Consider the following 24,384-nt stretch of genomic DNA (forward strand, 5'->3'; position numbering starts at 1 on the left):
ACGGCGCCGCCCCGGCGGCCGGCCGCGCGCTCCTCCTTGGCCTTCTTCTCCTTAGTCGCCCCTGAGGGTCGGCTGGGCGCTGTCGCCTGGGCTCTCAGGGGTTCTGAAGATTAAAGAACAACCTTGAGCGCATGGCATTCGGACCTCGAACGGCGCTCCCTCCGAGAAGGACTGACACGATGACCGCTTCCACCACCGGCTCCTCCAAGGACCGCGTCCTGATCTTTGACACCACCTTGCGCGACGGCGAGCAATGCCCCGGCGCGACCATGACGCTGGAGGAAAAGCTCGAAGTCGCGGGGCTGCTCGACGCCATGGGCGTGGACATCATCGAGGCGGGTTTCCCGATCGCCTCCAACGGCGATTTCGAGGCCGTCTCCCTCATCGCCCAGCAGGTGAAGAACGCCACCGTCGCCGGTCTCGCCCGCGCGATCTCGGCCGATATCGCCCGTGCCGGTGAGGCTGTGCGCCAGGCCAGGAAGCCGCGGATCCATACCTTCGTGTCCACCTCGCCGATCCATCTGCAGCATCAGATGCGCAAGTCCGAGGAGGAGGTGCTGGAAATCATCACCACCACGGTGTCTCAGGCGCGCAATCTGGTCGAGGACATCGAGTGGTCGGCCATGGACGCCACGCGCACGCCCATCGAGTATCTGTGCCGCTGCGTCGAGGCCGCGATCAGGGCCGGCGCCACAACCATCAACCTGCCCGATACGGTCGGCTATGCGACGCCGGACGAGTATCGCTCCATGTTCCGCGCCGTGCGCGAGCGCGTTCCGAATGCGGACAAGGCCATCTTCTCGGCCCATTGCCACAACGACCTGGGCCTCGCGGTCGCGAACTCGCTCGCGGCTCTGGAAGGCGGCGTGCGCCAGATCGAATGCACGCTCAACGGCATCGGCGAGCGCGCGGGCAACGCCGCTCTGGAAGAGATCGTGATGGCGATCAAGACCCGCGGCGACATCCTGCCCTACGAGACGGGAATCGAGGCGACGATGCTGACGCGCGCCTCGAAGCTCGCTTCCGCCGCCACCTCGTTCCCGGTGCAGTACAACAAGGCCATCGTGGGCCGGAACGCCTTCGCGCATGAGAGCGGCATCCACCAGGACGGCATGCTGAAGAACGCCCAGACCTACGAGATCATGACGCCCGAAAGCGTCGGCGTGACCAAGACCTCTCTGGTCATGGGCAAGCATTCGGGCCGCGCGGCCTTCCGCAACAAGCTCGACGAGCTGGGCTATCAGCTGTCCGACAACCAGTTCCAGGATGCCTTCGAGCGCTTCAAGGCTCTGGCCGACCGCAAGAAGCACGTCTACGACGAGGATATCGAGGCGTTGGTCGACCAGAACATCGCTACCGCTCATGACCGCATCAAGCTGGTCTCGCTCTCCATCGTCGCCGGCACGCGTGGCCCGCAGCGCGCCACCATGCGTCTGCAGGTCGACGGCAAGACCATCATCGAGGAGCAGGAGGGCAACGGCCCGGTGGATGCCACCTTCAACGCCATCAAGGCGCTGGTGCCGCATGAGGCCGAGCTGGAGCTCTATCAGGTGCACGCGGTGACCGAGGGCACCGATGCGCAGGCCGAAGTGTCGGTGCGTCTCTCCGCCGACGGCCGCAGCGTGACCTCCCGCGCGGCCGATCCCGACACGCTCGTGGCCTCCGCGCAAGCCTATCTCGGCGCGCTGAACAAGCTGTTGAGCCGGGGCGTGAGCCTCCACGCCCAGCACGCGGCGGAATAGGCCCGCTTTCATAAGCCATTCCTTTGCGCCTTCGCATGAACCCTCATGCGAAGGCGTTTTTCATGATGGCCGAGGCTTGCTTCCTAGGCGAACGCCCGGAGCCCAGAAGCACTGACGGTGCTAGAGCATCGGACGTGAAAAGTGGAATCCACTTTTGGGATTGGATCCGATGCTCCCTTCTTAGATGAGCGCATCGTTGCGAGCGGACCCGAAGGGCCGCGTCAGCGAAAACCGGGTCCACTTTTCCACACGATTCGCTAGAGCATCGATCCCAAAAGTGGGAACCGGTTTTGCGTGAAAAGATGCTCAAGACCATAGACTTGCAGCGTCGGACGTGAGTTCGATGTCACGTCCGACGCTGTAGGGGAGACGCACCCCTGTTTTCGCCGTGAGAGAGCGACTTTTATAATCGATGGGGCTGCGGTGACGACTTGTGCAAACAATAATCTGGAACATCTGCCCGCACCGAGAGCTGCTTAGATAGCGTTCTTACGATGGCCGGTTAATCAGTTCACACTAGGCAGCTTGCGCCTGGGGCAACCGCCCACATGGCGTTGCACATTTCCAGCCGACAAAGGGGAAGATGCATCCTTTCCCCACTGAGCAAAGGAGTCTCCGAATTCAGCCGCAGCCGATATGCTTGCGATAGCTATAGGGTCGCTAGGTCTCACAAGGGAGACCCGCAATTTCACCGATGTCTCTGAAGAGAATGGTGGGTGTACAAGGACTCGAACCTTGGACCCGCTGATTAAGAGTCAGCTGCTCTACCAACTGAGCTATACACCCGTCGCCGAAGCGAATTCAGCGGTGCGTTCCCGCTGAAGTGGGCTGCGTGTAACAAACCGAATGGCCTCTGTCTAGCCCATTTGGAGAGGTTTTTCTCTCATGCGGCGGATTTCGGTTTCGCATGGTGATAGGAGCCGTCGCCGCGCGTCAGAACCCGATCCTCCGGCAGGATCTGACCGGGTTCGATTTCGGGCTGCTCGGCCAATTCCTGCCACAGTGGGATCAGCCGATCGACATCGAGGTTCGGCCAAGCTTCGATGCCGTCGAGGACAAAATAGGTCTCCTGATAATCGTCGATCCTGTATAGGGTGCGCATGACACGGCCGAGATCGAAGGCGACCCGGTTGGGCGACGCGCTCTCGAGCGCGAAGATCGTCTCGCCGGGCGACGAAGCGATCCCGGCTCCGACGATCCGCATGCCCTGTGGCGTCTGAGCAAGGCCGAACTCCACGGTGTACCAGTAGAGCCGCGCCAGATGCTTCAGCGCGCCATGCTCGGCCGCCACCAGACCGGCCCGGCCATAAGATTCGAGATATTCGGCGTAGATCGGCTGCATGATCAGCGGAACATGGCCGAACACGTCGTGAAAGATGTCCGGCTCCTCGATATAGTCGAGCTGCTCGGGCTTTCGGATCCAGAAGCCTGCGGGGAACTGACGGTTCGCCAGCATGCGGAAGAACGCCAGATCCGGAATCAGCCCCGGCACCGCCTTCACCTCCCAGCCGGTCGCCGCCTTGAGGCGCTCGTTCATGATCCTGAAGTCGGGGATCCCCTGCTCGCCGATGCCGAGACGGTCGAGCCCCTCCAGGAACTGGCCGGCGATCCGGCCCTTGAGGAGTTCCCGCTGACGCTTGGCCAGGGTGCGCCAAGTGGCGTGATCCGTCTCGGTATAGGTCTCGAAACCCTGATCACGGATGTAATCGCGGGGATCGTCGCTGCCGGTGGCCGTGTTCATGGGCTTCCTCCTTCTGTCATGTGGCGTAAGGATAGCACTCGCATCAGGTCATTATTCGCCGGATCTCGCCTGGAAAGCGCGCAAGACGGTCATAAAATGACCTACAGGCCGTAATCGTGAGAAACCCATGAAGCGTCACCTCTCCCCGTCCGACCGGAGGATCCTGCGTACCGTTCAGGGGGACGGGCGCATTCCCAACTCCGCCCTTGCCGAGAAGGTCGGCTTGGCGGCTTCCCCCTGCCTGAGGCGGCTGAAGGCGCTAGAGGAGGACGGAATCATCGAGGGTTATCGGGCCCTGGTGAATCGCAAGTCCCTTGGCTTCGAGGTCGAAGCCTTTGTGTTCATCAAGCTGGAGCAGTCGGAGCCCGGCTGGCGGACGCGTCTTGTGGACCGTCTGAAGGGCTACGAAGAGGTCATCGCCTGCCATGCCCTGGCCGGCGAGGTCGACATCATCGTCCATGCTGTGGCGAAGGATATCGAGAGCTTCGGCGAATTCACCATGAACCGTCTGCTCACCTTGCCCGGCGTCGCCGATGTACGCTCGAGCTTCGTGCTCTCGACCATCAAACCGCAGAGCCCGATTCCGGTCCCGGATTGATGAACGGGATCGGCGGCAACGCGGGGGGGGCGTCGGGGATTCTGCCCCTGCACGCCATTGCCGCGTCCCCCGTCGGCTTGCCTGTTCCCAGATGACCTCGCCTAGCGCATCGTGCGGACCCAACGGGTCGCGCAGGCGAAAAGTAGCCCCGGTTTCCACGAGCGTGGCCCTTCGCGTCCGCTCAAACAATGCCCTCATCTAAAAGGAGCATCGGATCGACGTAGATACTAAGGCCTCTGATTTCCGGATTCTACAGCATCGGACACGGGAAGGGGTTTGCACCTTTGGGACCTATCCGATGCTTTCGCCTTGAATGGGAGCATCGTTCGGGCGGCCCTCCGGGTCCGCACGATGCTCTAGAACTCTACGGTGTCAGTCAGAGCAGGATATATAAGCTGAACAATTTGCGTTGCATGCATTTACTTTAACGAAAATGCTCGCGATGTAAGAATATAAATTGGAAGTGAGTTTCAATGCTCTTTTAAACCAAATATTCATATAGAATACGTCTAAACTTAAGCTTGATAATCTTATCAAAATCTTCAGAATGTGAGATTATAAATTAATCATGAGTTTCTATGCCCCTGTCGGGCAGATATTTCACATGGTAAGTGTCTAATAAGTATAGGGTTTTAAAGTCAGAGAGATTTTGCCTTGAAACCGAACTGGCTGGGTCTAAGCTTGTTTCAGTCGTTGAATACTCGCGAAGATGCCAAACTCATCCCTTATTTTGGGGAATGGAATCTTTGCGGGTTTCGGTCAATGCTATTGATCTACCTTCAGGTCCATCGATTCAGGCATGGGGGATCTGCTCGATGGGCTGCTACTGGGAGACGTAACATGTACGTCAGTCGGCAGTGGCAGGACGAAAACCTTTCTTTAAACCTGGACGGGACGACAGCGACAGTTCAAGTGAGCAGCGCGCTCGTGCACCTTGAGGCCCTTGAAGAGCAGTGGCATGCACTAGCCCACGCCATCCCGTGGCCTATGGTGCAGTTTGAATGGATCATCTCGGCGGCTCGGACGCTTCGATGTGGTAGGCTTTGCATCGTAACCGTGCAGGAGGCGGGCGCCCTCCAGGCGATCGCTCCCCTTGTGCTCCGGCGCTACCGCCTGACTCACCAATTGGAATGCCTCGACTATGAGCTTTGGGAGCCTCAGCGGCTCGTCGCTCGAGACGGGCAGTACCTGCAGCTCCTGTTCATGGCCATACAAAAGCTGCGCTATCCTTTCATCCTTCGCGGAGTTCCCGCCGAGTGTCAGGAAGTTCAACATTTTGAATCGGTTTCTGGTCCTGGTCTGAGGCTGGTGACAGCAAGCGGCAGTCAGGACTCCTTCGTTCCATTCGACGGTCCGGATTCCGATCTCGAAAAACGCGTGTCGCCCAGTCGACGCAGCACCCTACGGCGCAAACGGAGGTTGGCCGAGAAGCATGGTCCCGTTCAGTTTGTCATCCTGCGTCCACGCCCTGGGAACCTTCCCGAACTTCTCGACGAGCTCTTTCGGGTAGAGTCTTCAGGCTGGAAAGGGAGGGCTGGAACGGGTCTGCAATACGATCCCCAGCGGGCTTCCTTTTTTCGGATGTATTGTGACCGGATAGCTCGCGCAGGATGCCTGCGCCTCGGCTTCATGAAAATAGGTGAGGTGACAGCGGCCGTTCGCCTCGATGTCTTGTGGGGCAACAAGTCATGGGAATTGAAGATCGGCTACGATGAACACTTCGCCGATTGCTCTCCTGGATTGCTGCTGTGCCATGAAGCTCTCAAGCATGGGCAGGCGGAAGGACTCCTCGGACATCATTTTCTCGGTTCTGCCGAACCATGGCACGATACCTGGACAGCGGAAACAACAGAAAGAGTAACTCTCCGATACTATCCTGCGACGGTAGATGGCGGAGCGTCTCTCCTTTGGGACGGAGGCTTGAAACTGGGACGGTCCCTTGTGAGACGATTTTAGGATCTCCGACCAGAAGGCCGTCACCATGCCGAGACTGGCCGCTCGGTTGGTGGCAGAGCCAAGCATGATCGCGGCATCCTCCATGCTCTCGCGCGTCCTGTGCCGGTGCGGTTTCTCATGAAAGACACTCATCGTCGCGGAGTGCTTACGCACCGATGTTTGGAATAAGAGCATCGGATGCAAAAGTGGGAACCGGTTTTGCGGGAGAGGATACTCCAAAACGTAGACTTAACGCGCCGACTGTGGGTCCGATTTCACGTCCGATGCTGTAGCGCCGCATCTGAACCGGTCGGCATCACGCCCGCATGCGTTTAGAGCACCGGATGTGAAAAGTGGCTTCCTCTCTTGCGATCGGATCCGATGCTCCCGTCTTGGAAAGACCGCATCGTTCCCGCGAAAAAACGGGGCCACTTTTTCGCACGATGCGCTAGAGCCTTTTCCATGAACTTCGGTTCACGGAAAAGGCATTTGTTGTTTGAGAAAGACGCCTTTTCTTCGCAAAACCGGCATCCACTTTTGCGGAAAAGGCTCTAGAGCCGCACCGGCTGGTGCTCTTGGAGGAGACATACATCGACACCAGGATGAGGCGCCTGCGTGTGGGCACTCTCTTCGCGCCTTGGGAAACCACACCTTTCTCGCCGGGATGCACTGTCATGCGTTGAATGCGGCCTGGATCATTGTTGGTTGGATCACCTGCTTGGCGTTTGAGACGGATATCGAGACGCAGCTTGCTCCGACGCTGCGCGAAGGCGACGTGGTGATCCACGACAATCTGGCCGTTCACGAGGGCGCCTAGAGCATTGTGCGTAGAAGTGGGAACCGGTTCTTCGCGAAAAACGATGCTTCGCCAGAGAGAAAGAGCAAGCATTCTGATCCCGTCAGAATGCAATTTGCTCTAGAGCCTTTTCCGCAAAAGTGGATGCCGGTTTTGCGAAGAAAAGGCGTCTTTCTCAAACAACAAGAGCCTTTTCCGTGAACCGAAGTTCATGGAAAAGGCTCTAGCCCGCGCAGCGTTGAAGCAAAAGGAAGCCTGTTCCTATTTCCGCCGGCTTGCAGTCCGAATTCGAACGCGATTGAGCAAGCCTTCGCTCAGATCAAAGAACACCTGCGCAAATCCCGGGCCCATACTTTCGATGTGCTCTGGCGAGCGCTCGGCCGAATCTGCAACCTGTTCGAGCCTCGGGAGTGCTGGAATCTCCTCAGGGTCGCCGGGTATGTGACTGATTAAACGTCTCAGGCTCTAGAGGGTGATTTCCTCGATGTTCTGCAAAGACCATGTCGAACACCCTGCCGAGAGCCATTTTTGAGTTTAAGGCCGACTGCAAAAGGGCCGGGGCAGGATCGTTCCAGCGCCAAAAAGCATTGTGGATCTGATAACCCGGAGGATAGGAAAGTCTGGTGCGAAGTTTCCTGGCAGCAAGGAAATCCCTAAATTCATCGCGCCAGACATGGTGCGGATCAAGTTCCAGGGGCGGGCGTGGCAATCCGGCAGCGTCGCAGTAGGCTATGTGACAGAGATTGATGCCACACAGGGCTGAGATTTCCACTTGTCCATCCGTCCGGCCTGCGGTTGGTTCGACCATGAGGAAGCGGCCATCACGCTGGTCACGCTTATATTCCATGCTGGCATAACCATTCGTAAGACCCACGGATTGAAAGAAGTGAATTGTCAAATCCTCCAGTTCCTGAGCGATATCCTGCGCTGGCCAGCAACTGGCAGTTATACCGATCTGGGGTGGCCATGAGCGGCCCTTGCGGCCGGTAAAGGCGACGGAGGCAGGTTCGTCCATGTAGCATAGGGAAAAGTAGATCGAGTCGTTTGGGCCCTCAATCCACTCTTGAACAATCACTTCTCCAACAGTGTCCAAGATCCGCTCGCAGAGTTGTCGGGCGACGGATCGTTTGTCGAGCCGATAGGCTTTCTTGAACAAGTCATGATAGGTTTTCGTATGGCTGTTTGGCTTCACGCACAAAGGAAGCCGAAGGTCATTCATGCCGGCCAAGTCGCTATACTTGCGCAGAAGCAGGGTTCTCGGCACTGGAAAGCCATTTTGTTGTGCGAGCTGGAAAAAACGCTCCTTGACCGTCAGATCGAGCAACAGCTGGTGGGATGGCATTTTAAAGTCGAAATAGGGCGCCAGACGGTCTCTTAATGGCGACAAAGCCAGTAAGGGGTCATCCTCGGCGAAGATCAGGGCACCGCCCTGCGGCAGCCGGCTTCGGAGCCGGATCATCTCGTTGAGGAGGGTTTCTCCATCGAAGGTCCCAGCCGTAACGGGGCGCGCATATCGAGATACGGCCGCAACGTCGAATAGTGAGGTCACCACGACCAATGGGGAGAGCCCGGCCTGAGCCAGACTGCGCACTGCACTCAAGCCATTTATGCCGCCGCCGACGACTATTGGCGCAGGCATGCAATCAGATACCGCTGGGTGTTGCTGAGCATAGATTGTTTGCTCAGGCATACTCATGCTCTTTCGGTAAGAAGACTCCGTCGATAGGCGTCTTCTGGTGAACATTCACACTTTGCGGATCAAACTCGCCGCTCCAAATGCCTTGATATTCTTCGTGAGGCAAAACCTGCTCCAAACACGAAACGCATCACGGGGCCAAATGTCGTGGCTGATACGAATCCCATGAAATACAGCCCCGGAACTGAACTTTCATAATTTACGGACAGCTGCGGAGTCTTTCCGGTAAGCCGCAGATGTTCAAGAATATCTGGCTTCAGGAAGGGCAGTCGATGCACATCAGCCTTATAGCCTGTTGCACAAATGACGTGATCAACCTCTACCGTTTCGGCGGATCCATCCTCGGTGTCTAAGCGTAGTTGCACGCCATGTTTGGCGGCACTGGCCTCCTGCAGTGAACGCCGTGCCAACAGAGGAACAGGTGCCGCCCGACTTTTCATATCCCATCCTCCCGCTGGGCCCAGAAAGGTTTGGGCTATCCGTATACGCTGCTGCTCTGGCAAATAGCGATAGAGCCAAGGGAGGTCAGCGAGCAGTCGCTGCTTCCATCCTGGTCCGATGCCCGACAAGGGATAGCGGATCTGCTCCAGCAAGGGACGTGAGCGTCCTCCCCAAGGACCGCTGAAAGCGATGGCCGGCTTGCGCGTGATCAGCTGAACATTTGCGTGCGCTTCGTGGAGGAGGACCGCTAAGTCAATGGCGGATGCGCCACCGCCAAGAACCGCCACGCGCTGGCCCTGGAACCGCTGAAGATCGTGATGCTCAGCAGCGTGTGAGACACTTTGACCGCGCAGAGGAGTAAGCAACTCTGGCAGGTATTGAAAGTGACTGAAACCTACCGCGATCACAACCTTGCTCGTCCTAAACGAAGTCCCGCTCCTCATGTGCAGGTCGAACCCGCCTGGAACTTTGTCTAACGCAACCAGCTCCTCATTCTCGACGTTCGGCACAAAGCGCTGCTGAAATGCGACCCCATAGGAAGAGAATGTCTCGAGCGGAATTGGACGATCGACATCCGCGTAGTCATAGCCGTGGTCTTTGTAAAACTCTCTGAGCGTAAAAGCCCGTTCAGGATCATGAAGGTTCGATGCGAAGCCGGCTGACTTGAGCAACATGCCTTTGGGCATCTTGCTCATCCAGCTCTCCATAGGTCTACCGATTATCCGATAATCGACGCCCAACCCGCCCAAGTGTGCCGCAAGGGACAATCCATAAGGACCAGCGCCAACGATAGTAACAGCGGTTGAAGCAGACATCGCTTGAACCTTTTGCTATCGGATAGGCTGCAAAAGTTACATCAAATGCGACTCAGCGCAATCGTACCCTGATGAGACGAGCTGGATAATTCGAGTGATGCGACGAAGGGGTGCGCATGCGCAGACAACGCGGCTCAGATGATGTTCCTGCACACGGTGTTGAGTGGGCTGATCCCACTTAGGCGGAGTGGTCCGTCCCCATCCTGGCAGGGACGCCTCAGCACGCCTCAGGGTAGGCGCATCCAAATTCTCCGGATCAGGCGGCAGCGCTGCCTGCCTAGATGAACGGCTCAGCGGATTTGAGCGTCGCATGCATGATGACCGCCAACTCGCAGGCCGATGCTAAAGCCGCGCTTGAAGCCGAGCTTCTCCCGCAACATCACCCCGTTGGCGCAGGTCGCTCTCGGCATGAGTGCACGCCAGCGGACGTGCGTCGCAAGCACGGCATTTCGGAAGCTACTCTCTGCAATCTGAAAGCCAATTACAGCTACGTCGAGGCATTCACTGGCCGCATGCGGGATGAACTGTCGAACGAGAGCCGTTCTTCGGTCGATCGGCCTCCACGTGCTCCTCTAGGAAGCGGTCATCCAAGGCGCTGATCGCTGGAGCGGAGCGATCGTTCTGCTTCCGGTCAGTCGGACCTTCCTCTGGGCTACAAGGCCGAGGAGGCGCTTAGCCTCGCATCTGGCGAGTTCATGCATCCAGGGAGAGCCCTGGTTGCCGATTGGGTACCAGCGCTGCCGACCTCCGACACGGAATTTGATAACGTAGATGCGGTCACGGCGCTGGCTCCGACATGGGCCCGACAATGCGCATTGATCGACTGATGTCCCTGGTTATCCCTCGATCCGGTTAGCATGATTGATTTTTAGGCAGGCCTCTTGAAGGTTATCAAGGTTGTGCTAAATTAGATCTATCTAATGTAGTGGGATATGCTGTGTCGAAGAGAGAATTGGACCTTCAGACTTTCGAGAGGCAGGCTGCCGAGGTTGCGGATATCCTGCGGGCGCTCGCCAACGAGCGGCGGCTGATGATATTATGTAAGCTGGTGCAGTGGGGCGAAGCCAATGTGACGTCGCTGGCGGAAGCCGCCGGCCTCTCTCAGTCCGCGTTGTCTCAGCACCTCGCCAAGATGCGCGACGAAGGGATTGTCACCTTTCGCCGCGAAAGGCAGACGATCTGGTACAGAATTGCCGATCCGCGCATCGAGCAGCTCTTTGCGACGCTCTACGGCCTGTTCTGTAAACAGGCGGAATCCAGGAGGTCCATTTAGCGCATTTTACTGACCTTCGGTGCCACTTCGATTGGTGGGCCGCTTGATCGACTGAGCATCGGAGCGATCCCATGAAAGCGGAGCCCATTTTGCGTTCGATGCTCCAGGTGGAGATTGTCATGGATCAGTTTACTCCCTTATCGGCGCTCTTAGGGGGCCTTCTCATCGGCGCGTCCGCGGCTTTGCTCATCGTGATGAACGGGCGTGTCGCGGGCATCAGCGGCATTCTCGGCGGCTTGTTGAGGCCCGTCCGAAATGACATCGGTTGGCGGATCTCCTTTATCGCCGGTTTATGTGCGGCTCCCATGATCTATGCTGCGCTCGGGGGCGTCTTGCCGAATGTCGAATTCACCGCGCCCATGTCCGTACTGACGGCAGCCGGGCTGATCGTCGGCTTCGGCACCCGGCTGGGGGCGGGCTGCACGAGCGGCCACGGTGTCTGCGGCATCGCGCGGCTTTCCCCACGCTCCATCGTTGCGACGCTCGTTTTCATGACGACCGCCGTCGCGACGGTCTTCGTCACCCGGCATGTGATGGGGCTCTAAGCTATGCGCACAATGATCTCCGCTTTCGCGTCCGGCCTGCTGTTCGGCCTCGGGCTGATCGTTTCGCAGATGGTCAACCCTGCGAAGGTGCTCGGCTTCCTCGACATTATGGGGGACTGGGACCCGAGCCTCGCCTTCGTCATGGGAGGTGCGGTGATGATGTCGGCGCTGGGATATTGGTTCGCCCGGCGTCGCGGCATCCCTGTGCTCGCTGCCCGTCATGAAATTCCGGCACGCCGCGATCTCGATCCTCGCCTGATCGCCGGAGCCGCTCTCTTCGGCATCGGCTGGGGACTGGTGGGGCTATGTCCCGGGCCCGCGCTGGTGGCGCTGACATTCGGCCCGCACGATGTGGTCGTTTTCGCCGCTGCCATGATTGCCGGCATGGCCATCTTCCGGTTCATGCCGGCGGGCTGGCCCCGGATTGCGCTCCGCCGCGAATCGTTGAGCCTCGATGGCTAACGCTCGGTCGCCGAGCGCTCAGGCTCGAAAGCTATCAGGATATCAGGTCGTTCGTTCAACTCAGGAGCAATCGCCATGTCTGCCGCTGTGTCCGCCCCGGGTTCCTCATCTCTGAGAAGCCGTCCTGTCGTGAAAGGCTTCTATGAGAAGCGCACCGGCAGTATTCAATATGTCGTCGCCGATCCCGAGACGAGGAAATGCGCCATCATCGACCCGGTGCTCGACTTCGACCCGAGTTCCGGCACGACAGCGACTGTCTCAGCAGACGAACTCCTGGCTTACATCGAACGCGAAGGGTATCGCCTGGAGTGGATTCTCGATACGCATCCCCATGCCGACCACTTCTCCGCAGCCGGTTACCTGAAGGACAAGACCGGAGCTCCCACGGCCATCGGCGAGAAGGTGGTCGAGGTCCAGAAGCTCTGGAAGAGAATCTACAACTGGCCGGACAGCTTCCCGACCGATGGCTCGCAATGGGACAGGCTGTTCGCCGATGGCGAGCGCTTCAAGGTCGGCAGCCTCGATGTGGAGGTGATGTTCACGCCCGGCCATACGCTGGCTTCCATCGCTTACCTCGTGGGTGACGCCGCCTTCATTCACGATACGCTCTTCATGCCGGACAGCGGCACGGCGCGGGCCGATTTTCCCGGAGGATCCGCGAAGGCGCTGTGGCAGAGCATCCTGCGCATCATGGCCCTGCCGGACGGCACGCGTCTGTTCACCGGGCATGACTACCGACCCGACGGACGCGCTCCGCAGTGGGAAAGCACGGTCGCTCTGCAGCGCCAGGACAATAAGCATCTCGTGAAGGCGAGGACGGAAGAAGAATTCGTCGCCTTGCGAGACGCCCGGGACCGTGAACTGCCGATGCCGAAGCTGATCCTGCAAGCCCTGCAGGTGAATATCAGCGGCGGGCGTCTGCCAAAGCCTGAAAGCAACGGCAGACGCTACCTCAAGATACCGCTGGATGCCCTCGAAGGGGCTCACTGGAGCGAGTGAGCCGCTCGGTGATCGAGAACATAGGCTTGCAGCATCGGATATGGATTCGAAGTCGCGTCCGATGCTGTAAGGCCGCGGCGTTCATGCCGCGTCCGGCGGACGCTTCTGCGCAGCTGCGGCGAGGTGGCGTCAGGCCGATGACGCTTCGCAATCGGGAACGTTGCTCTCCAGTTCGTCCAGCCAGACCTGTGGGCCTGCATCCGACGGCGCGCGCCAGTCGCCCCGCGGAGACAGGGATCCGCCGGAAGAGATCTTGGGGCCGTTCGGCATGGCGGTCCGCTTGAACTGGCTGGTGAAGAACCGGGAAAGGAAGATGCGCAGCCACCGCTTGATCTCGCCGAGATCATAGGATCGACGCGCGCTTGTCGGAATGTTCGGCGGCCATGTGCCATCCTGGGAGTCTTTCCAGGCATGCCATGACAGATACGCGATCTTCGACGGAAGGAAGCCGTATCGGGTGAGATAATAGAGGTTGAAATCCTGGAGTGCGTAAGGGCCTATCATGGCCTCGGTCGATTGGATCTGCCCTGCGGCATCCTGCGGGACGAGTTCCGGCGAGATTTCCGTTGCCAGGATCGCATGAAGGATCTCGGCCGTCCCGCCGTCGACATCGCCGGAGGCTGCAACGAAGCGGATCAGATGCTGAATCAGGGTCTTCGAGACCGATGCGTTGACATTGTAATGCGACATCTGATCGCCGACGCCATAGGTGCACCATCCGAGGCCCAGCTCGGAGAGATCGCCCGTGCCGACGACGATGGCCCTGTTGTGATTGGCGAGGCGGAACAGGTAGTCGGTTCGCAGGCCGGCCTGAACGTTCTCGAATGTGACGTCGTAGACCGGCTGCCCTTCGGCGAAGGGATGACCCATGTCCTTCAGCATCTGGCGGGCCGCAGGTCGAATATCGATCTCGGTCGGGCTGACGCCGAGGGCCCGCATGAGCGCCCAGGCATTGCCTTTCGTGCCTTCGCTCGTTGCGAAGCCGGGAAGCGTGTAGGCGAGGATGTTCGTCCGTGGCAGTGCGAGCTTGTCCATCGCACGGCAGCAGACGAGAAGCGCTTGGGTGGAGTCGAGGCCGCCGGAAACGCCGATCACGACCTTCTCGGTCCTCGTCGCCTGCAGGCGCTTCGCGAGACCTTGAACCTGAATGTTGTACGCCTCGTAGCAGTTCTCCGCGAGCTTCGAAGGATCGGATGGGACATAGGGAAACCGTTCGACCGGGCGACGGAGGACGAGGTTCTCGTCCGGTGCGTTCACCGTGAGCGATATTGTCCGGAAGTCGTCCGGCGTAGCATCCAGGACACGTCCGCAATCGCCGAAGGTGACGCGCCGCATCCGTTCCTGCCGCAGGCGTCCCACATCGACATCCGCGATCGCCATCGTGGAGCCCGACGGGAAGCGCTCCGTTTCAGCCAGGCGCAGTCCGTCTTCAAAGATTCCTCCATGGCCATCCCACGCGAGATCCGTGGTCGACTCGCCGGGACCCGCCGCCGAATAGGCGTAGGCTGCAATGCACCGCATCGACTGGGATCCGCACAGGAGCCGCCGATCCTCGGCCTTGCCGATAGTGATGTTGCTCGCCGACAGGTTCAACAGAATTTCCGCACCGGCGAGGGCGGCGACGGTGCTGGGCGGCTGGGGCACCCACATATCCTCGCAAATCTCCACATGGAACGTGAAGGCGCAGGTGCCGTCCGAGCGGAACAGAAGATCGACCCCGAAAGGAACGCGGTGTCCTGCGACATCGATCTCCTGTCCTCGGATCGTCGCTCCGGGCGCGAAGTAGCGACGCTCGTAGAACTCTCTGTAATTGGGCAGATAGGCTTTCGGAACGACGCCAAGAACGCGCCCGCCATGAATGACGACGGCAGCATTGTAGAGGCGGCCTTGCCAGCGGAGCGGCGCTCCGATCACGAAGCTGGGAAAGATCCCGGCGCTCTCGGCCACGAGATCGGCAATTCCCTGTTCAACGGCGCTCAGGAGGGCATCTTGTTGCAGCAGATCGTCGATCGCATAGGCGGATATGCCGAGCTCTGGGAAAACCATAAGGGCGATGCGCTCCCGGTCCCCCTGGCGCAGGAGTTCCAATGTCTGGCGAACATTGAAACGCGGGTTTGCCACGTCGGTCTGCGGGACGCAGGCCGCGATGCGAACGAAGTCGTGGCCGTAAGGCGAGAAAAACGGGATCATTCTGCACCCAATTCGATCATGCATGTCTCGATACCTTAACGCCGACGGAGCCTGAATAGTCCAGATCTGAGGACCGAGTTCCTCTGGAACCTCTCGGGGCATCCATCTCCCGGCCGCACCTCACGCAAAGGCGTCAGCTTCGGCGTCCGCCCCGAGCCCGGAGCGAGTGCGCTACAGCATCGGACGTGACATCGAACTCACGTTCGATGCTGTAAGTCTATGGCCTTGAGCATCTTTTCCCGCAAAACCGGTTCCCACTTTTGCGTTCGATGCGCTAGTGTTTCATGACGGGTGCAGGAAGGGACACCACCTTGGCCGAGAGCAGGGCGGTTTGGCCGCAATGGGGTCATTTTCGCGAAAGGAGCCCTGAACCATCATCGATGCCGCTGTCGAGCAATGCGTTGAAGGCTGCGGCTGCCGGGCTCGATTGCCGGTCGGGGATAAACAATCGGGTCAGGGACCGGCGGATGGTCAGACCCTGCACGGAGAGAACTCTCAATCTGCCGAGAGCCAGATGATCGGCAGCGACAGCAGAAGACACGATGCCGACGCCAAGTCCCGCCGTGACGACTCTCGCGATCGCCTCGTTGCTGCTGACTTCCAGAATCCGCTGCGGTGTCCATCCGGTCGAAAGAAGAGCATCCCATGCCACATCGCGCGTACCGGATCCGCTTTCACGCATGACGATGGTTTCTTCCGCAAGCTCCGACAGTCGAGCGGAGCGCTTTCGTCCGGTGAGAGGATGCTCGATCGCCGCGATGAACACCAGTTCGTCCTCGCGCCAGGGCTCGGCGACGAGCTCGGTCGCATCGACCGGACCTTCGACGAGCGCGACATCCAGGTCTCGTTGAAGCAGCAGGTCGGCAATCGTCGACGTATTGGCGCTGGTCAGACGGAGCTCGACGGCCGGGTGCATCCGGTGGAAAGCACCCAGAAAAGGTGGCAGGAAATACGTTGCGATCGTCGTCGAGGCTCCGATACGCAGCGTTCCCTGCTGAAGCCCCCGCAACGCGTTGAGGCTCTCAAGGGCCGACTGCTCGGCCGCGAACAGGTCCCTGGCATGCTTGAGCAGGAGACGTCCTGCCTCCGTCGGATGCACCCCCTTCGGGCCACGCTCCAACAAGGGAATGCCCAGCTGGCTCTCGAACTCGCGAACCGCCTTCGATACGGCGGGCTGGCTGATATGCAGCGCTTCGGCCGCGCGGGAAAAACTTCGGTGCTGTGCAACAGCACTGAAGATTCTGAGCGCGTGAAGGTTCATGGATATCCGATATTCAGACGAAATCGACGCATAGAGGCATGTTAATTGCGCTCAAAGGCGAGTCAACGTGCTCGTCGAAACGCGCCGGACTGCCTCGAACATGCGTATAGAGGCACCGATGCCAAATGCGTCGGCTACGCGCGCTCTTCCCAGAGCTTGGCAAGTTCGACGATGGTCTTCACGGCCTTTTCCATGTCCTGGCTGCTGACGAATTCCAGCGGGGAATGGAAGGCATGGCCGCCCGCAAAGATATTGGCGCAGGGAAGCCCCATGAAGGAGAGCCGCGAGCCGTCGGTTCCGCCTCGAATGCTGCCGCGCACCGGCGTCATTCCGGCCCGCCGGACCGCCTCGACGGCATGTTCGACGATTTCCGGATGCCGGTCGAGCACGACTTTCATGTTGCGGTACTGTTCCCTCACCGTGAACGTATAGCGGGAGCCGGGATAATCCGCCATCACGCCCCGGGTGATCTCTTCCAAAAGGGCCTCCTTGCTCTTGAGGCCGTCTTCCGTGAAGTCGCGGATGATGAAGCTCAGGCTGGCCTTTTCCATGACGCCGGAAACGCCCGTGGGGTGGATGAAGCCGTCACGATCCTTCGTTGTCTCCGGGGCCATGGTCTTGGGAAGACGCGCCAGAATGGCGCCCGCGATTTTAATGGCATTTTCCATCCTGCCGTAGGCGAAGCCCGGATGGATCGCGACGCCGGTGATCGCGATCTCCACCGCATCGGCCGAGAAGGTCTCGTCCTCGACGACGCCGGCGGTCTCGCCGTCCATCGTGTAGGCGAAGTCGGCTCCCAGCTTCTTGAGGTCCACCTTGTCGACACCACGTCCGATTTCTTCGTCCGTGGTGAAGAGGATGCGGATCGTGCCGTGCCGGATGTCGGGGTTATGGATCAGGTGCTCGGCCGCCGCCATGATCTCGGCAATTCCCGCCTTGTCGTCGGCGCCGAGGAGCGTCGTGCCGTCAGAGGTGACGATGTCGTGGCCGATCAGGTCGTTCAGGACGGGATGTTCGGCGACCCGGATGATCTGGTCGGGATTTCCCGGAAGCCGGATGTCGCCTCCCTGATAATTTTTGACGACCTGCGGCTTGACGTTGGTGCCGCTGAAATCCGGTGCGGTATCCATATGGGAGCAGAAGCAGATGACTGGAACGTCGCTCTTGGGCGTGTTCGATGGGATGGTCCCATAGACATAGCCGTGCTCGTCGAGATGCGCATCGGACACGCCGATCTCGCGAAGCTCCTCCACGAGAAGGCGGCCGAGGTTCTTCTGCTTCTCCGTGGACGGCTGGGACGCGGAAGAGGCGTCGGACTGGGTGTCGATGACGACGTAGCGAAGAAAACGATCGGTAACGCGAGTGGCCATGGAGCACGATCCGGGTTGCGGCGGGGAGCAGGGCCTTGTAACGGGCCCGGGCTCCGTCGTAAATGGGGCCCGCTTTCGCGGGTCCCAGAGGGTGATCGGGTCAGGCTTTCCTCCCGGACCGACAATCACTCGTCGACCTTGTCGCGAGCCGATGAAACCGGGGCGTCCGCTCCGGAGGCAGGCCTGCCGTCATTCGGCCGCCCGCGCGAGCGGAAGGAAGCCGATGGACTGGCGCTGCGGGCCCTCCTGCTTCAGGGTGCGCAGCAGATCCTCGTATTCCCGCTCCATCTCGGGCGTGACCGACGGGCGCGTTTCCCGTAAGGCCTGCTCGAAATGAGCCATGGTGACCGTCTGGGCCTCCAGGGATTCCCGCAGCGCGAGCAGGCCCGCTCTCCGGGTGAGGTCTTCGAGATCGGCACCTGTGAAGCGGTTCGTTTGCTCTGCTACCGCATCGAGATCCACATCCGGGGCCAGCGGCATGGACTTGGTGTGAATGCCCAGGATGTGGCGGCGGCCTTGCGCGTCGGGCACGGGCACGTAGATCAGCTCGTCGAAGCGCCCCGGCCGGAGAAGGGCGGGGTCGATGAGGTTGGGCCTGTTGGTCGCCGCCATCACGACGACGCCCTGCAACTCCTCAAGCCCGTCCATCTCGGCCAGGATCGTGTTGACCACGCGCTCGGTGACGGCGGGCTCTCCGAGGCCGCCGCCACGTATTGGGGCGAGCGAATCGATCTCGTCGATGAAGATGACGGTCGGCGCGACCTGGCGAGCACGGGCGAACAGGCGGGAGACCTGCTGCTCCGACTCGCCATACCATTTCGAGAGAAGATCGGAGGATTTCGTCGCCACGAAATTCGCCTGAGCCTCACGCGCCACCGCCTTCGCCAGCAGGGTCTTGCCCGTGCCGGGCGGGCCGAAGAGCAGGAAGCCCTTGGCGGGCCGGATCCCGAGCCGGCGGAACGATTCCGGGCTCTTGAGCGGAAGCTCGACACCTTCGCGCAGGCGGGTTCTCGCTTCCTCGACGCCGCCGATGTCGTCCCAGGTGACGTTGGGCACCTGGATCATGATCTCGCGCAGGGCGGAGGGCTGGATCCGCTTCAGCGCATTCTGGAAATCCTGCCGGATGACGCTCAGGTTCTCCAGCACCTCCGAAGGAATGCCTTCCTTCAGATTCACGTCCGGCAGAATGCGGCGTAGCGAATCCATCGCGGCCTCGCGGGCAAGCGCGGAGAGGTCCGCGCCGACGAACCCATAGGTGGTCCGGGCCAGCTCATCCAGGTTCACATCCTCGGCGAGCGGCATGCCGCGGGTGTGGATCGTGAGGACCTCGCGGCGTCCGGCCTCGTCAGGAACGCCGATCACGATTTCCCGGTCGAAGCGGCCCGGCCTGCGGAGCGCTTCGTCGATCGCCTCGCGCCGGTTGGTCGCGCCGATCACGACGATGTTCTGGCGAGGCTCGAGACCGTCCATGAGCGTGAGCAGTTGCGCCACGATGCGTCTTTCGACCTCTCCGGTCACTTCCTCGCGCTTGGGCGCGATGCTGTCGATCTCGTCGATGAAGATGATCGCCGGCGCGTTCTGCTGGGCTTCCTGGAAAACCTGCCGCAGCCGCTGCTCGGACTCGCCGTAGTGACTGCCCATGATCTCCGGCCCGGCGATGTGGAAGAACTGGGCCTCGGTCTCGTTCGCGACGGCGCGTGCGAGAAGCGTCTTGCCGGTGCCGGGAGGGCCGTAGAGCAGGACGCCCTTCGGTGGATCGATGCCGAGACGCTGGAAGAGTTCGGGATGGCGAAGCGGGAGTTCGACCATTTCACGGACCTGATCGACCGTGTTCCCGAGCCCCCCGATATCGTCATAGGTGACGTCTGCGCGGCGCGCCTCTTTCGGTTCCTCGAATTGCGGGCGCAGCTCGAACTCCGTTTCCGCAGTGACCTGAACAATACCTCGCGGCTGGGTCGAGACGACGACGAGGCGGATCTCCTGCAGCCCGTAGGCAGGGACGTTCAACAGGCCGCGCAGTTCTTCCGGAAATCTCGGATCGGCCGCCCGCGGCGAATACACCGAGGTCGAGATCACGTCCCCTGCGGCGAGGGGACGGTGATGAAAGGTGCGCCTCAAGGCGTCGCCCGAGCCCTGGAGGCGCAGCCCCTTTTGCGCGGGGGCGAGCACGATCCGGGTGGCCGGGCGGGTCTCGGCAGGTTTGATTTCGACGAAGTCGCCGCCGCTGACGCCGGCATTGACACGCTGAAGCCCGTCCATGCGGACGATGTTCAGGCCTTCGTCCTCCGCATAGGGTGCGACCGCGAGAGCCGCCGTATGTCGCTTGCCGATGATTTCGATAGCCTGGCCTTCCTGCAGGCCCAGGGTCGACAGGACCTGCCGGCTCATGCGGGCGATGCCGCGGCCCGCATCGCCCGGCCTCGTGTTCGCGACCTGAAGGCGGACGACCTTTCCATCATCTGACATTGCTGTGCTCCCCTGCTGCAGGTGGCGGTTACGTGGAGTGTCGCCCCCTCATGAGAAAAAACTGTTCTCCCCGTGGAGCGCCGGAAAGCCGAAGCGGCTGCCCCGCAAACGAAGGTCAAACGCGACATGGTCGGATTTGTTGCAGGTCCCGTCCGCCGCATTGGACGGCGATACCGGGTGCCGCTCCTACTTCTCTCCGGAGCCTGGCTCCGCCATCTTCCGATGCTGCTCGGCCAATACTCCCGCGGGCGTCACGGCTGCGATGGCGGTCATGAGCTTGTTCTTCAGCCCCGTCACGACGTCGCCTTCGCCCTTCATCATGGCCTCGAAGCCGGTCTTGGCCACGTCTGCAGGGTCGTCCTTCTTGGATTGGCCGACTTGGGTATCCATCATGTCGGCCCGTTCGAAGAACTCGGTCTCGGTCGCGCCGGGCATCAGGCAGGTCACCGTGATGTTGGTGTCCTTGAGTTCGTTGCGAAGCGCGAACGAGAAGGAGTCCAGAAAAGCCTTGCTGCCGTTATAGGCGGCCTGGAAGCTTCCCGGCATGAAGCCCGCGATCGAGCCGGTGATCAGGATCCGTCCGGAATTGCGGGACCTCATGTCGCGTCCGATCTTCTGGATCAGGTACAGCGTGCCGGTAATGTTCGTCTCGATGACGTCCCGAACCTCGTTAAAGTCCTGATCGAGAAAGGCCTTTCCCAAGCCGCGGCCCGCATTCGCCAGCAGCGCTTCTACGGGGCGGTTCAGAGTGCCGATGGCCTGGTAGAGCTTGTCCACGCCCTCCAGGGTCGCCAGGTCGGCCTGCACGGGTTCCACCTTGGCGCCGAGCTTGCGGAAATCCTCGGCTGCGTCGTTGATCCTCGGCTCGTCCGCCGCGACGACGAGATCGAAGCCGTTCTCGGCGCAGCATCTCGCCAGTTCGTAGCCGATGCCCGTGGAGGCTCCGGTCACGACGGCAAGGGAGCGATCTTCAGCCATAGGAACCTCCTGGGACGGTGTCGAAGCGGGGGACTTCGCCGTGTCCTCCCAAACAGCCACATCGGAGGAAATGTTCCGGCCGTGCGGGAATGCCGGATTGTTCCCTCGGCCGCGCCGGCCTCGGGACCCGCGCCAGGCGTGCGATCAGCGCGCGGTGCTTTTGGACTGCCATGGGACAGGATTCATCCGGGCCGGGCGGGCACGCCGGTGAAATGGAGAAAAGCCGATTCATGGCCCACCGGCAGGAGAACGGTTGCGGTTGCGAAATCTCTGGCCTTCGCGCCCCGCCGGTTGATAGTTCGGCTTCCCCTACGTCCGTAGACTTGACAGCAAAAAGGATTAATCGTCTGCTGCCAGACAACAATAAGGGTGGAAGTGCCCGAAGGGAGGCCTTATGGCTAAGTTTCTCATTCTTCTGAAGAATTCTTCGCGCGCCACGTGCTGAGCCGCGTTTTGGGCAGCGTGCGCGGACCGCTGGACGACATGCCGGATGGCGACGATGCCGGCCCTCTCGGCCGGCCGGTGAATCCGCCTTCCAGGCGGAAGGCGGCAAAGGCTGTCATTCGCCGTCGTTCGAGCCGCGCGCAGCTTTTCGGGACTTCCCAAGAATCCCGAATGAATCGTTTTCCATGATTTTCCACGCCCAATGCGGCGCGGATTCTTTCGACGCCCGGCCGATCGGGCGTGAGCTTCGGCTCCAAGAAATAGGAAAACCTATCGCTTTTCACTCCAATCACCAGAAGAGGGAAGATGAAGGATGCGTAAGCGCTTTCTCGGTACAATGTTGGCGCTGGGACTCGTCTCGGCGGCAGGCGCGGCTCAGGCCGGTCCGACCATGGATCGCGTCACGAAAGCCGGAGAGATGAAGGTCGCGACCAATAGCGGCTGGCCTCCGCAGAGCTATCTCGATGACAACAACAAGCTCGTCGGCTTCGACGTGGACGTGGCCAACGAGATCGCCAAGCGCCTGGGCGTGAAGGTGAGCTTCGAGACGCCCGAATGGAACGTGATGACGGGCGGCCGCTGGCACGGGCGCTTCGATGTGGCCGTCGGGTCCATCACCCCGACCAAGGCGCGGTCCCAGGTCATCGATTTCGCCGGCATCTATTACTTCAGCCCTTACGTCTTCGTGGTGCACAAGGACAGCAAGGCCACCTCGCGTGACGATCTCAACGGCAAGAAGATCGGCGTGGAGACCGGGACGACCTCCGAGGATTACATCAATCGCCGTCTTGAGATCGATGCTCCCGGCGTGGCGCCGATCCAGTACACGCTGACCCCGGGCGAGGTGAAGACCTACGCCGATTCGATGCTGCCGTTCGACGATCTGCGGCTTGGCGACGGCGTGCGCGTTCACGCGGTGATCGCACCCGAGCAGACCGCGCAGAACGCGATCAAGAACAAGTATCCGGTCAAGATCCTGCCCGGTGACGCCGCTTTCAAGGAGCCGCTCGTGGTGGTGACGGACAAGGGCGATCCGGAATGGACCGCCAAGCTCGGCAGCATCATTCAGAGCATGAAGGACGACGGCACTCTCAGCAAGCTGACCACCAAGTGGTACGGTAACGACTACAGCAAGTAGACGCACCGCTTCGTCCGATCCGATCCCCATCCGCAACACGACACGACCCATTATGTCCTACATCGAAACCTACTATCGTCGAGCGCTCGGTCCGAACGCCGTCCAGAGACCGCTGCTCGAAGGAGGCATCAAGGTCGATGTCTGTGTTGTGGGTGGGGGGCTCGCCGGCCTGACGGCGGCTCTCGAACTCGCCCGGAAAGGCCGCAAGGTCTGCGTTCTGGAGGCGAACCGCATCGCCTGGGGAGCCTCCGGCCGCAACGGCGGATTCGTCAGCCCCGGCTGGGCCGCCCGTTACAAGAACATCCGGCGCATGGTCGGCGAAGACCATGCGAAGGAGCTGCATCGTCTCTCGATCGAGGGCGCGGAAGCGGTTCTCGCGAACGTTCGCAGCCTCGCCATCGAGGGCGCGGGGCCGACCCACGGCATCATGGGAGCCGTCCGCTACGAGGCGACGGACGACCTCAAGGCGCATCAGGACTGGCTCGAAAAGGAATTCGGCTACAAGGTCGAGTTCAAGAGCCGGGACGAGGTGCGGCAGATGCTCGTCTCTCCGCGCTACTACCAGGCTCTGTTCGATCCCAACGCCTTCCATTTCCATCCCCTGAACTATGCGCGGGCGCTCGCTGCGGAAATCGAGCGGCTCGGGGGAGCCGTGTACGAGGGCTCCGCCGTCGTCGCGACCGCATTGAACGGCGCGACCAAGGTGGCCAAGACGGCGCACGGATCCGTCGAAGCCGATCATCTGGTGATCGCGTCGGGCGGCTATACGGGCAGCCTGGTGCCGCAGCTCCAGCGCAGCTACCTGCCGATCGCCACCTATGTGATGCTGACGAAGCCCGCTCGCGAGCTGATCGCGAGCGCCATCCGCACCGATGCGGCCATCGGCGACGACCGTCGCGCCGGCGACTATTACCGTGTGGTCGACGGAGGCGAGCGCATTCTTTGGGGTGGCAAGATCACGACCCGCACGACGGAGCCGCGCCTTCTCGGCCGCCTGCTTCACGAGACGATGGTCTCCACCTATCCGCGATTGAAGGATCTGGAGGTCGAGATCGTCTGGTCGGGCCTCATGTCCTATGCCCGGCACATGATGCCTCAGATCGGCCGCCTGCAGCCGGGAGTTTGGTATTGCACGGCTTTCGGCGGCCATGGCCTCAACACGACGTCCATCGGCGGGCGCGTGATCGCGGAGGCGATCGCGGGTGAGAGCGACCGCTACAAGCTGTTTTCTCCTTTCGGTCTTGCCTGGAACGGCTGGATCGCCGGGCGCGCGGCGGTCCAGCTGACCTACTGGGCCTATCAGGCGTCGGACTTCCTGCGCGAGCGGAAGTCGGCCTAGAGCATCGAACGCGGGAAGTGGGAACCGGTTTTGCGTGAAGAGATGCTCAAGCAAGGAGAGCATCGAACGCGGGAAGTGGGAACCGGTTTTGCGCGAAAAGATGCTCGGGACCATAGGCTGACAGCATCGCATGTGGGTTCGATTTCACACCCGAT

18 protein-coding genes and 1 tRNA gene are annotated in these 24,384 nt (G+C 60.7%); 9 read left to right on the top strand and 10 right to left on the bottom strand.

The features are described from left to right. Positions 1–179 precede the first annotated feature (179 nt). Positions 180–1,742: a 2-isopropylmalate synthase gene (locus AB8841_RS15810; protein WP_370436782.1), complete on the top strand. Its 1,563-nt coding sequence runs from the start codon at positions 180–182 to the stop codon at positions 1,740–1,742. A 710-nt stretch (positions 1,743–2,452) separates the two neighbouring features. On the opposite strand, the gene AB8841_RS15815 is transcribed toward AB8841_RS15810, so the two are convergent. Then, positions 2,453–2,528, bottom strand: a tRNA-Lys gene (locus AB8841_RS15815). 97 nt (positions 2,529–2,625) lie between these two features. Beyond that, on the bottom strand, positions 2,626–3,483 hold the full coding sequence (gene phhA / locus AB8841_RS15820; protein WP_370436783.1) for a phenylalanine 4-monooxygenase: 858 nt from the start codon (positions 3,481–3,483) through the stop codon (positions 2,626–2,628). A 127-nt stretch (positions 3,484–3,610) separates the two neighbouring features. Between phhA and AB8841_RS15825 the strand changes: the two genes are divergently transcribed. Both AB8841_RS15825 and AB8841_RS15830 read left to right on the top strand, forming a co-directional pair. Further along, a complete protein-coding gene (locus AB8841_RS15825; RefSeq protein ID WP_370436784.1) occupies positions 3,611–4,081 on the top strand; it encodes an Lrp/AsnC family transcriptional regulator in 471 nt (156 codons plus the stop codon). Between the two features lie 840 nt (positions 4,082–4,921). Further along, positions 4,922–6,037: a GNAT family N-acetyltransferase gene (locus AB8841_RS15830; protein WP_370436785.1), complete on the top strand. Its 1,116-nt coding sequence runs from the start codon at positions 4,922–4,924 to the stop codon at positions 6,035–6,037. 1,199 nt (positions 6,038–7,236) lie between these two features. Here AB8841_RS15830 and AB8841_RS15835 read toward each other — a convergent pair. Further along, on the bottom strand, positions 7,237–8,502 hold the full coding sequence (locus tag AB8841_RS15835; protein ID WP_370436786.1) for a hypothetical protein: 1,266 nt from the start codon (positions 8,500–8,502) through the stop codon (positions 7,237–7,239). Positions 8,503–8,570: 68 nt separating this feature from the next. After that, positions 8,571–9,764, bottom strand: coding sequence for an NAD(P)-binding domain-containing protein (locus tag AB8841_RS15840; protein WP_370436787.1), 1,194 nt, complete (start codon positions 9,762–9,764; stop codon positions 8,571–8,573). A gap of 937 nt (positions 9,765–10,701) precedes the next feature. On the opposite strand from AB8841_RS15840, the gene AB8841_RS15845 reads away from it, so the two are divergent. The 4 genes from AB8841_RS15845 (at position 10,702) to AB8841_RS15860 (ending at position 13,043) form a co-directional block, all read left to right on the top strand. Further along, entirely contained in the window at positions 10,702–11,037 is a 336-nt protein-coding gene (locus AB8841_RS15845) for an ArsR/SmtB family transcription factor (RefSeq protein ID WP_370436788.1), read from the top strand. Positions 11,038–11,156: 119 nt separating this feature from the next. Continuing rightward, a complete protein-coding gene (locus AB8841_RS15850; RefSeq protein WP_370436789.1) occupies positions 11,157–11,582 on the top strand; it encodes a YeeE/YedE family protein in 426 nt (141 codons plus the stop codon). Between the two features lie 3 nt (positions 11,583–11,585). Beyond that, positions 11,586–12,044 (top strand): DUF6691 family protein, encoded by a 459-nt coding sequence (locus AB8841_RS15855; protein WP_370436790.1) that lies wholly within the window; start codon positions 11,586–11,588, stop codon positions 12,042–12,044. Positions 12,045–12,119: 75 nt separating this feature from the next. Next, positions 12,120–13,043: an MBL fold metallo-hydrolase gene (locus AB8841_RS15860; protein WP_370436791.1), complete on the top strand. Its 924-nt coding sequence runs from the start codon at positions 12,120–12,122 to the stop codon at positions 13,041–13,043. Positions 13,044–13,172: 129 nt separating this feature from the next. Here AB8841_RS15860 and AB8841_RS15865 read toward each other — a convergent pair whose 3' ends face one another. The 6 genes from AB8841_RS15865 to AB8841_RS15890 all read right to left on the bottom strand — a co-directional run bounded on the left by AB8841_RS15865 (position 13,173) and on the right by AB8841_RS15890 (position 22,036). Next, positions 13,173–15,233 carry an NAD(+) synthase gene (locus tag AB8841_RS15865; protein WP_370436792.1) on the bottom strand — a complete coding sequence of 687 codons (2,061 nt, stop codon included), beginning with the start codon at positions 15,231–15,233 and terminating at the stop codon, positions 13,173–13,175. 346 nt (positions 15,234–15,579) lie between these two features. Further along, on the bottom strand, positions 15,580–16,494 hold the full coding sequence (locus tag AB8841_RS15870) for a LysR substrate-binding domain-containing protein (protein WP_370436793.1): 915 nt from the start codon (positions 16,492–16,494) through the stop codon (positions 15,580–15,582). 134 nt (positions 16,495–16,628) lie between these two features. Continuing rightward, positions 16,629–17,864, bottom strand: a complete 1,236-nt coding sequence (gene pepT, locus AB8841_RS15875; protein ID WP_370436794.1) for a peptidase T — start codon at positions 17,862–17,864, stop codon at positions 16,629–16,631. Between the two features lie 189 nt (positions 17,865–18,053). Next, entirely contained in the window at positions 18,054–20,330 is a 2,277-nt protein-coding gene (locus tag AB8841_RS15880) for a CDC48 family AAA ATPase (protein ID WP_370436795.1), read from the bottom strand. Positions 20,331–20,516: 186 nt separating this feature from the next. Continuing rightward, positions 20,517–21,308: an SDR family NAD(P)-dependent oxidoreductase gene (locus AB8841_RS15885; RefSeq protein WP_370436796.1), complete on the bottom strand. Its 792-nt coding sequence runs from the start codon at positions 21,306–21,308 to the stop codon at positions 20,517–20,519. Positions 21,309–21,715: 407 nt separating this feature from the next. Next, entirely contained in the window at positions 21,716–22,036 is a 321-nt protein-coding gene (locus AB8841_RS15890; RefSeq protein WP_370436797.1) for a hypothetical protein, read from the bottom strand. Between the two features lie 29 nt (positions 22,037–22,065). On the opposite strand from AB8841_RS15890, the gene AB8841_RS15895 reads away from it, so the two are divergent. Continuing rightward, positions 22,066–22,890 carry a transporter substrate-binding domain-containing protein gene (locus AB8841_RS15895; protein WP_370436798.1) on the top strand — a complete coding sequence of 275 codons (825 nt, stop codon included), beginning with the start codon at positions 22,066–22,068 and terminating at the stop codon, positions 22,888–22,890. 52 nt (positions 22,891–22,942) lie between these two features. Then, the gene (locus AB8841_RS15900; protein WP_370436799.1) at positions 22,943–24,229 is read left to right on the top strand and encodes an NAD(P)/FAD-dependent oxidoreductase; all 1,287 of its coding nucleotides are present in this window, start codon (positions 22,943–22,945) and stop codon (positions 24,227–24,229) included. The last annotated feature ends 155 nt before the right edge of the window (positions 24,230–24,384 follow it).

Source organism: Microvirga sp. TS319, assembly GCF_041276405.1.
In the GTDB taxonomy this organism is placed as follows: domain Bacteria; phylum Pseudomonadota; class Alphaproteobacteria; order Rhizobiales; family Beijerinckiaceae; genus Microvirga.

Bases quoted from the DNA above. Each gene is read 5' to 3' on its own strand.
- AB8841_RS15810 (WP_370436782.1), top strand. From the start codon at position 180: ATGACCGCTTCCACCACCGGCTCCTCCAAGGACCGCGTCCTGATCTTT.
- phhA (WP_370436783.1), bottom strand. From the start codon at position 3,483: ATGAACACGGCCACCGGCAGCGACGATCCCCGCGATTACATCCGTGAT.
- AB8841_RS15825 (WP_370436784.1), top strand. From the start codon at position 3,611: ATGAAGCGTCACCTCTCCCCGTCCGACCGGAGGATCCTGCGTACCGTT.
- AB8841_RS15830 (WP_370436785.1), top strand. From the start codon at position 4,922: ATGTACGTCAGTCGGCAGTGGCAGGACGAAAACCTTTCTTTAAACCTG.
- AB8841_RS15835 (WP_370436786.1), bottom strand. From the start codon at position 8,502: ATGCCTGAGCAAACAATCTATGCTCAGCAACACCCAGCGGTATCTGAT.
- AB8841_RS15840 (WP_370436787.1), bottom strand. From the start codon at position 9,764: ATGTCTGCTTCAACCGCTGTTACTATCGTTGGCGCTGGTCCTTATGGA.
- AB8841_RS15850 (WP_370436789.1), top strand. From the start codon at position 11,157: ATGGATCAGTTTACTCCCTTATCGGCGCTCTTAGGGGGCCTTCTCATC.
- AB8841_RS15855 (WP_370436790.1), top strand. From the start codon at position 11,586: ATGCGCACAATGATCTCCGCTTTCGCGTCCGGCCTGCTGTTCGGCCTC.
- AB8841_RS15860 (WP_370436791.1), top strand. From the start codon at position 12,120: ATGTCTGCCGCTGTGTCCGCCCCGGGTTCCTCATCTCTGAGAAGCCGT.
- AB8841_RS15865 (WP_370436792.1), bottom strand. From the start codon at position 15,233: ATGATCCCGTTTTTCTCGCCTTACGGCCACGACTTCGTTCGCATCGCG.
- AB8841_RS15870 (WP_370436793.1), bottom strand. From the start codon at position 16,494: ATGAACCTTCACGCGCTCAGAATCTTCAGTGCTGTTGCACAGCACCGA.
- pepT (WP_370436794.1), bottom strand. From the start codon at position 17,864: ATGGCCACTCGCGTTACCGATCGTTTTCTTCGCTACGTCGTCATCGAC.
- AB8841_RS15880 (WP_370436795.1), bottom strand. From the start codon at position 20,330: ATGTCAGATGATGGAAAGGTCGTCCGCCTTCAGGTCGCGAACACGAGG.
- AB8841_RS15885 (WP_370436796.1), bottom strand. From the start codon at position 21,308: ATGGCTGAAGATCGCTCCCTTGCCGTCGTGACCGGAGCCTCCACGGGC.
- AB8841_RS15895 (WP_370436798.1), top strand. From the start codon at position 22,066: ATGCGTAAGCGCTTTCTCGGTACAATGTTGGCGCTGGGACTCGTCTCG.
- AB8841_RS15900 (WP_370436799.1), top strand. From the start codon at position 22,943: ATGTCCTACATCGAAACCTACTATCGTCGAGCGCTCGGTCCGAACGCC.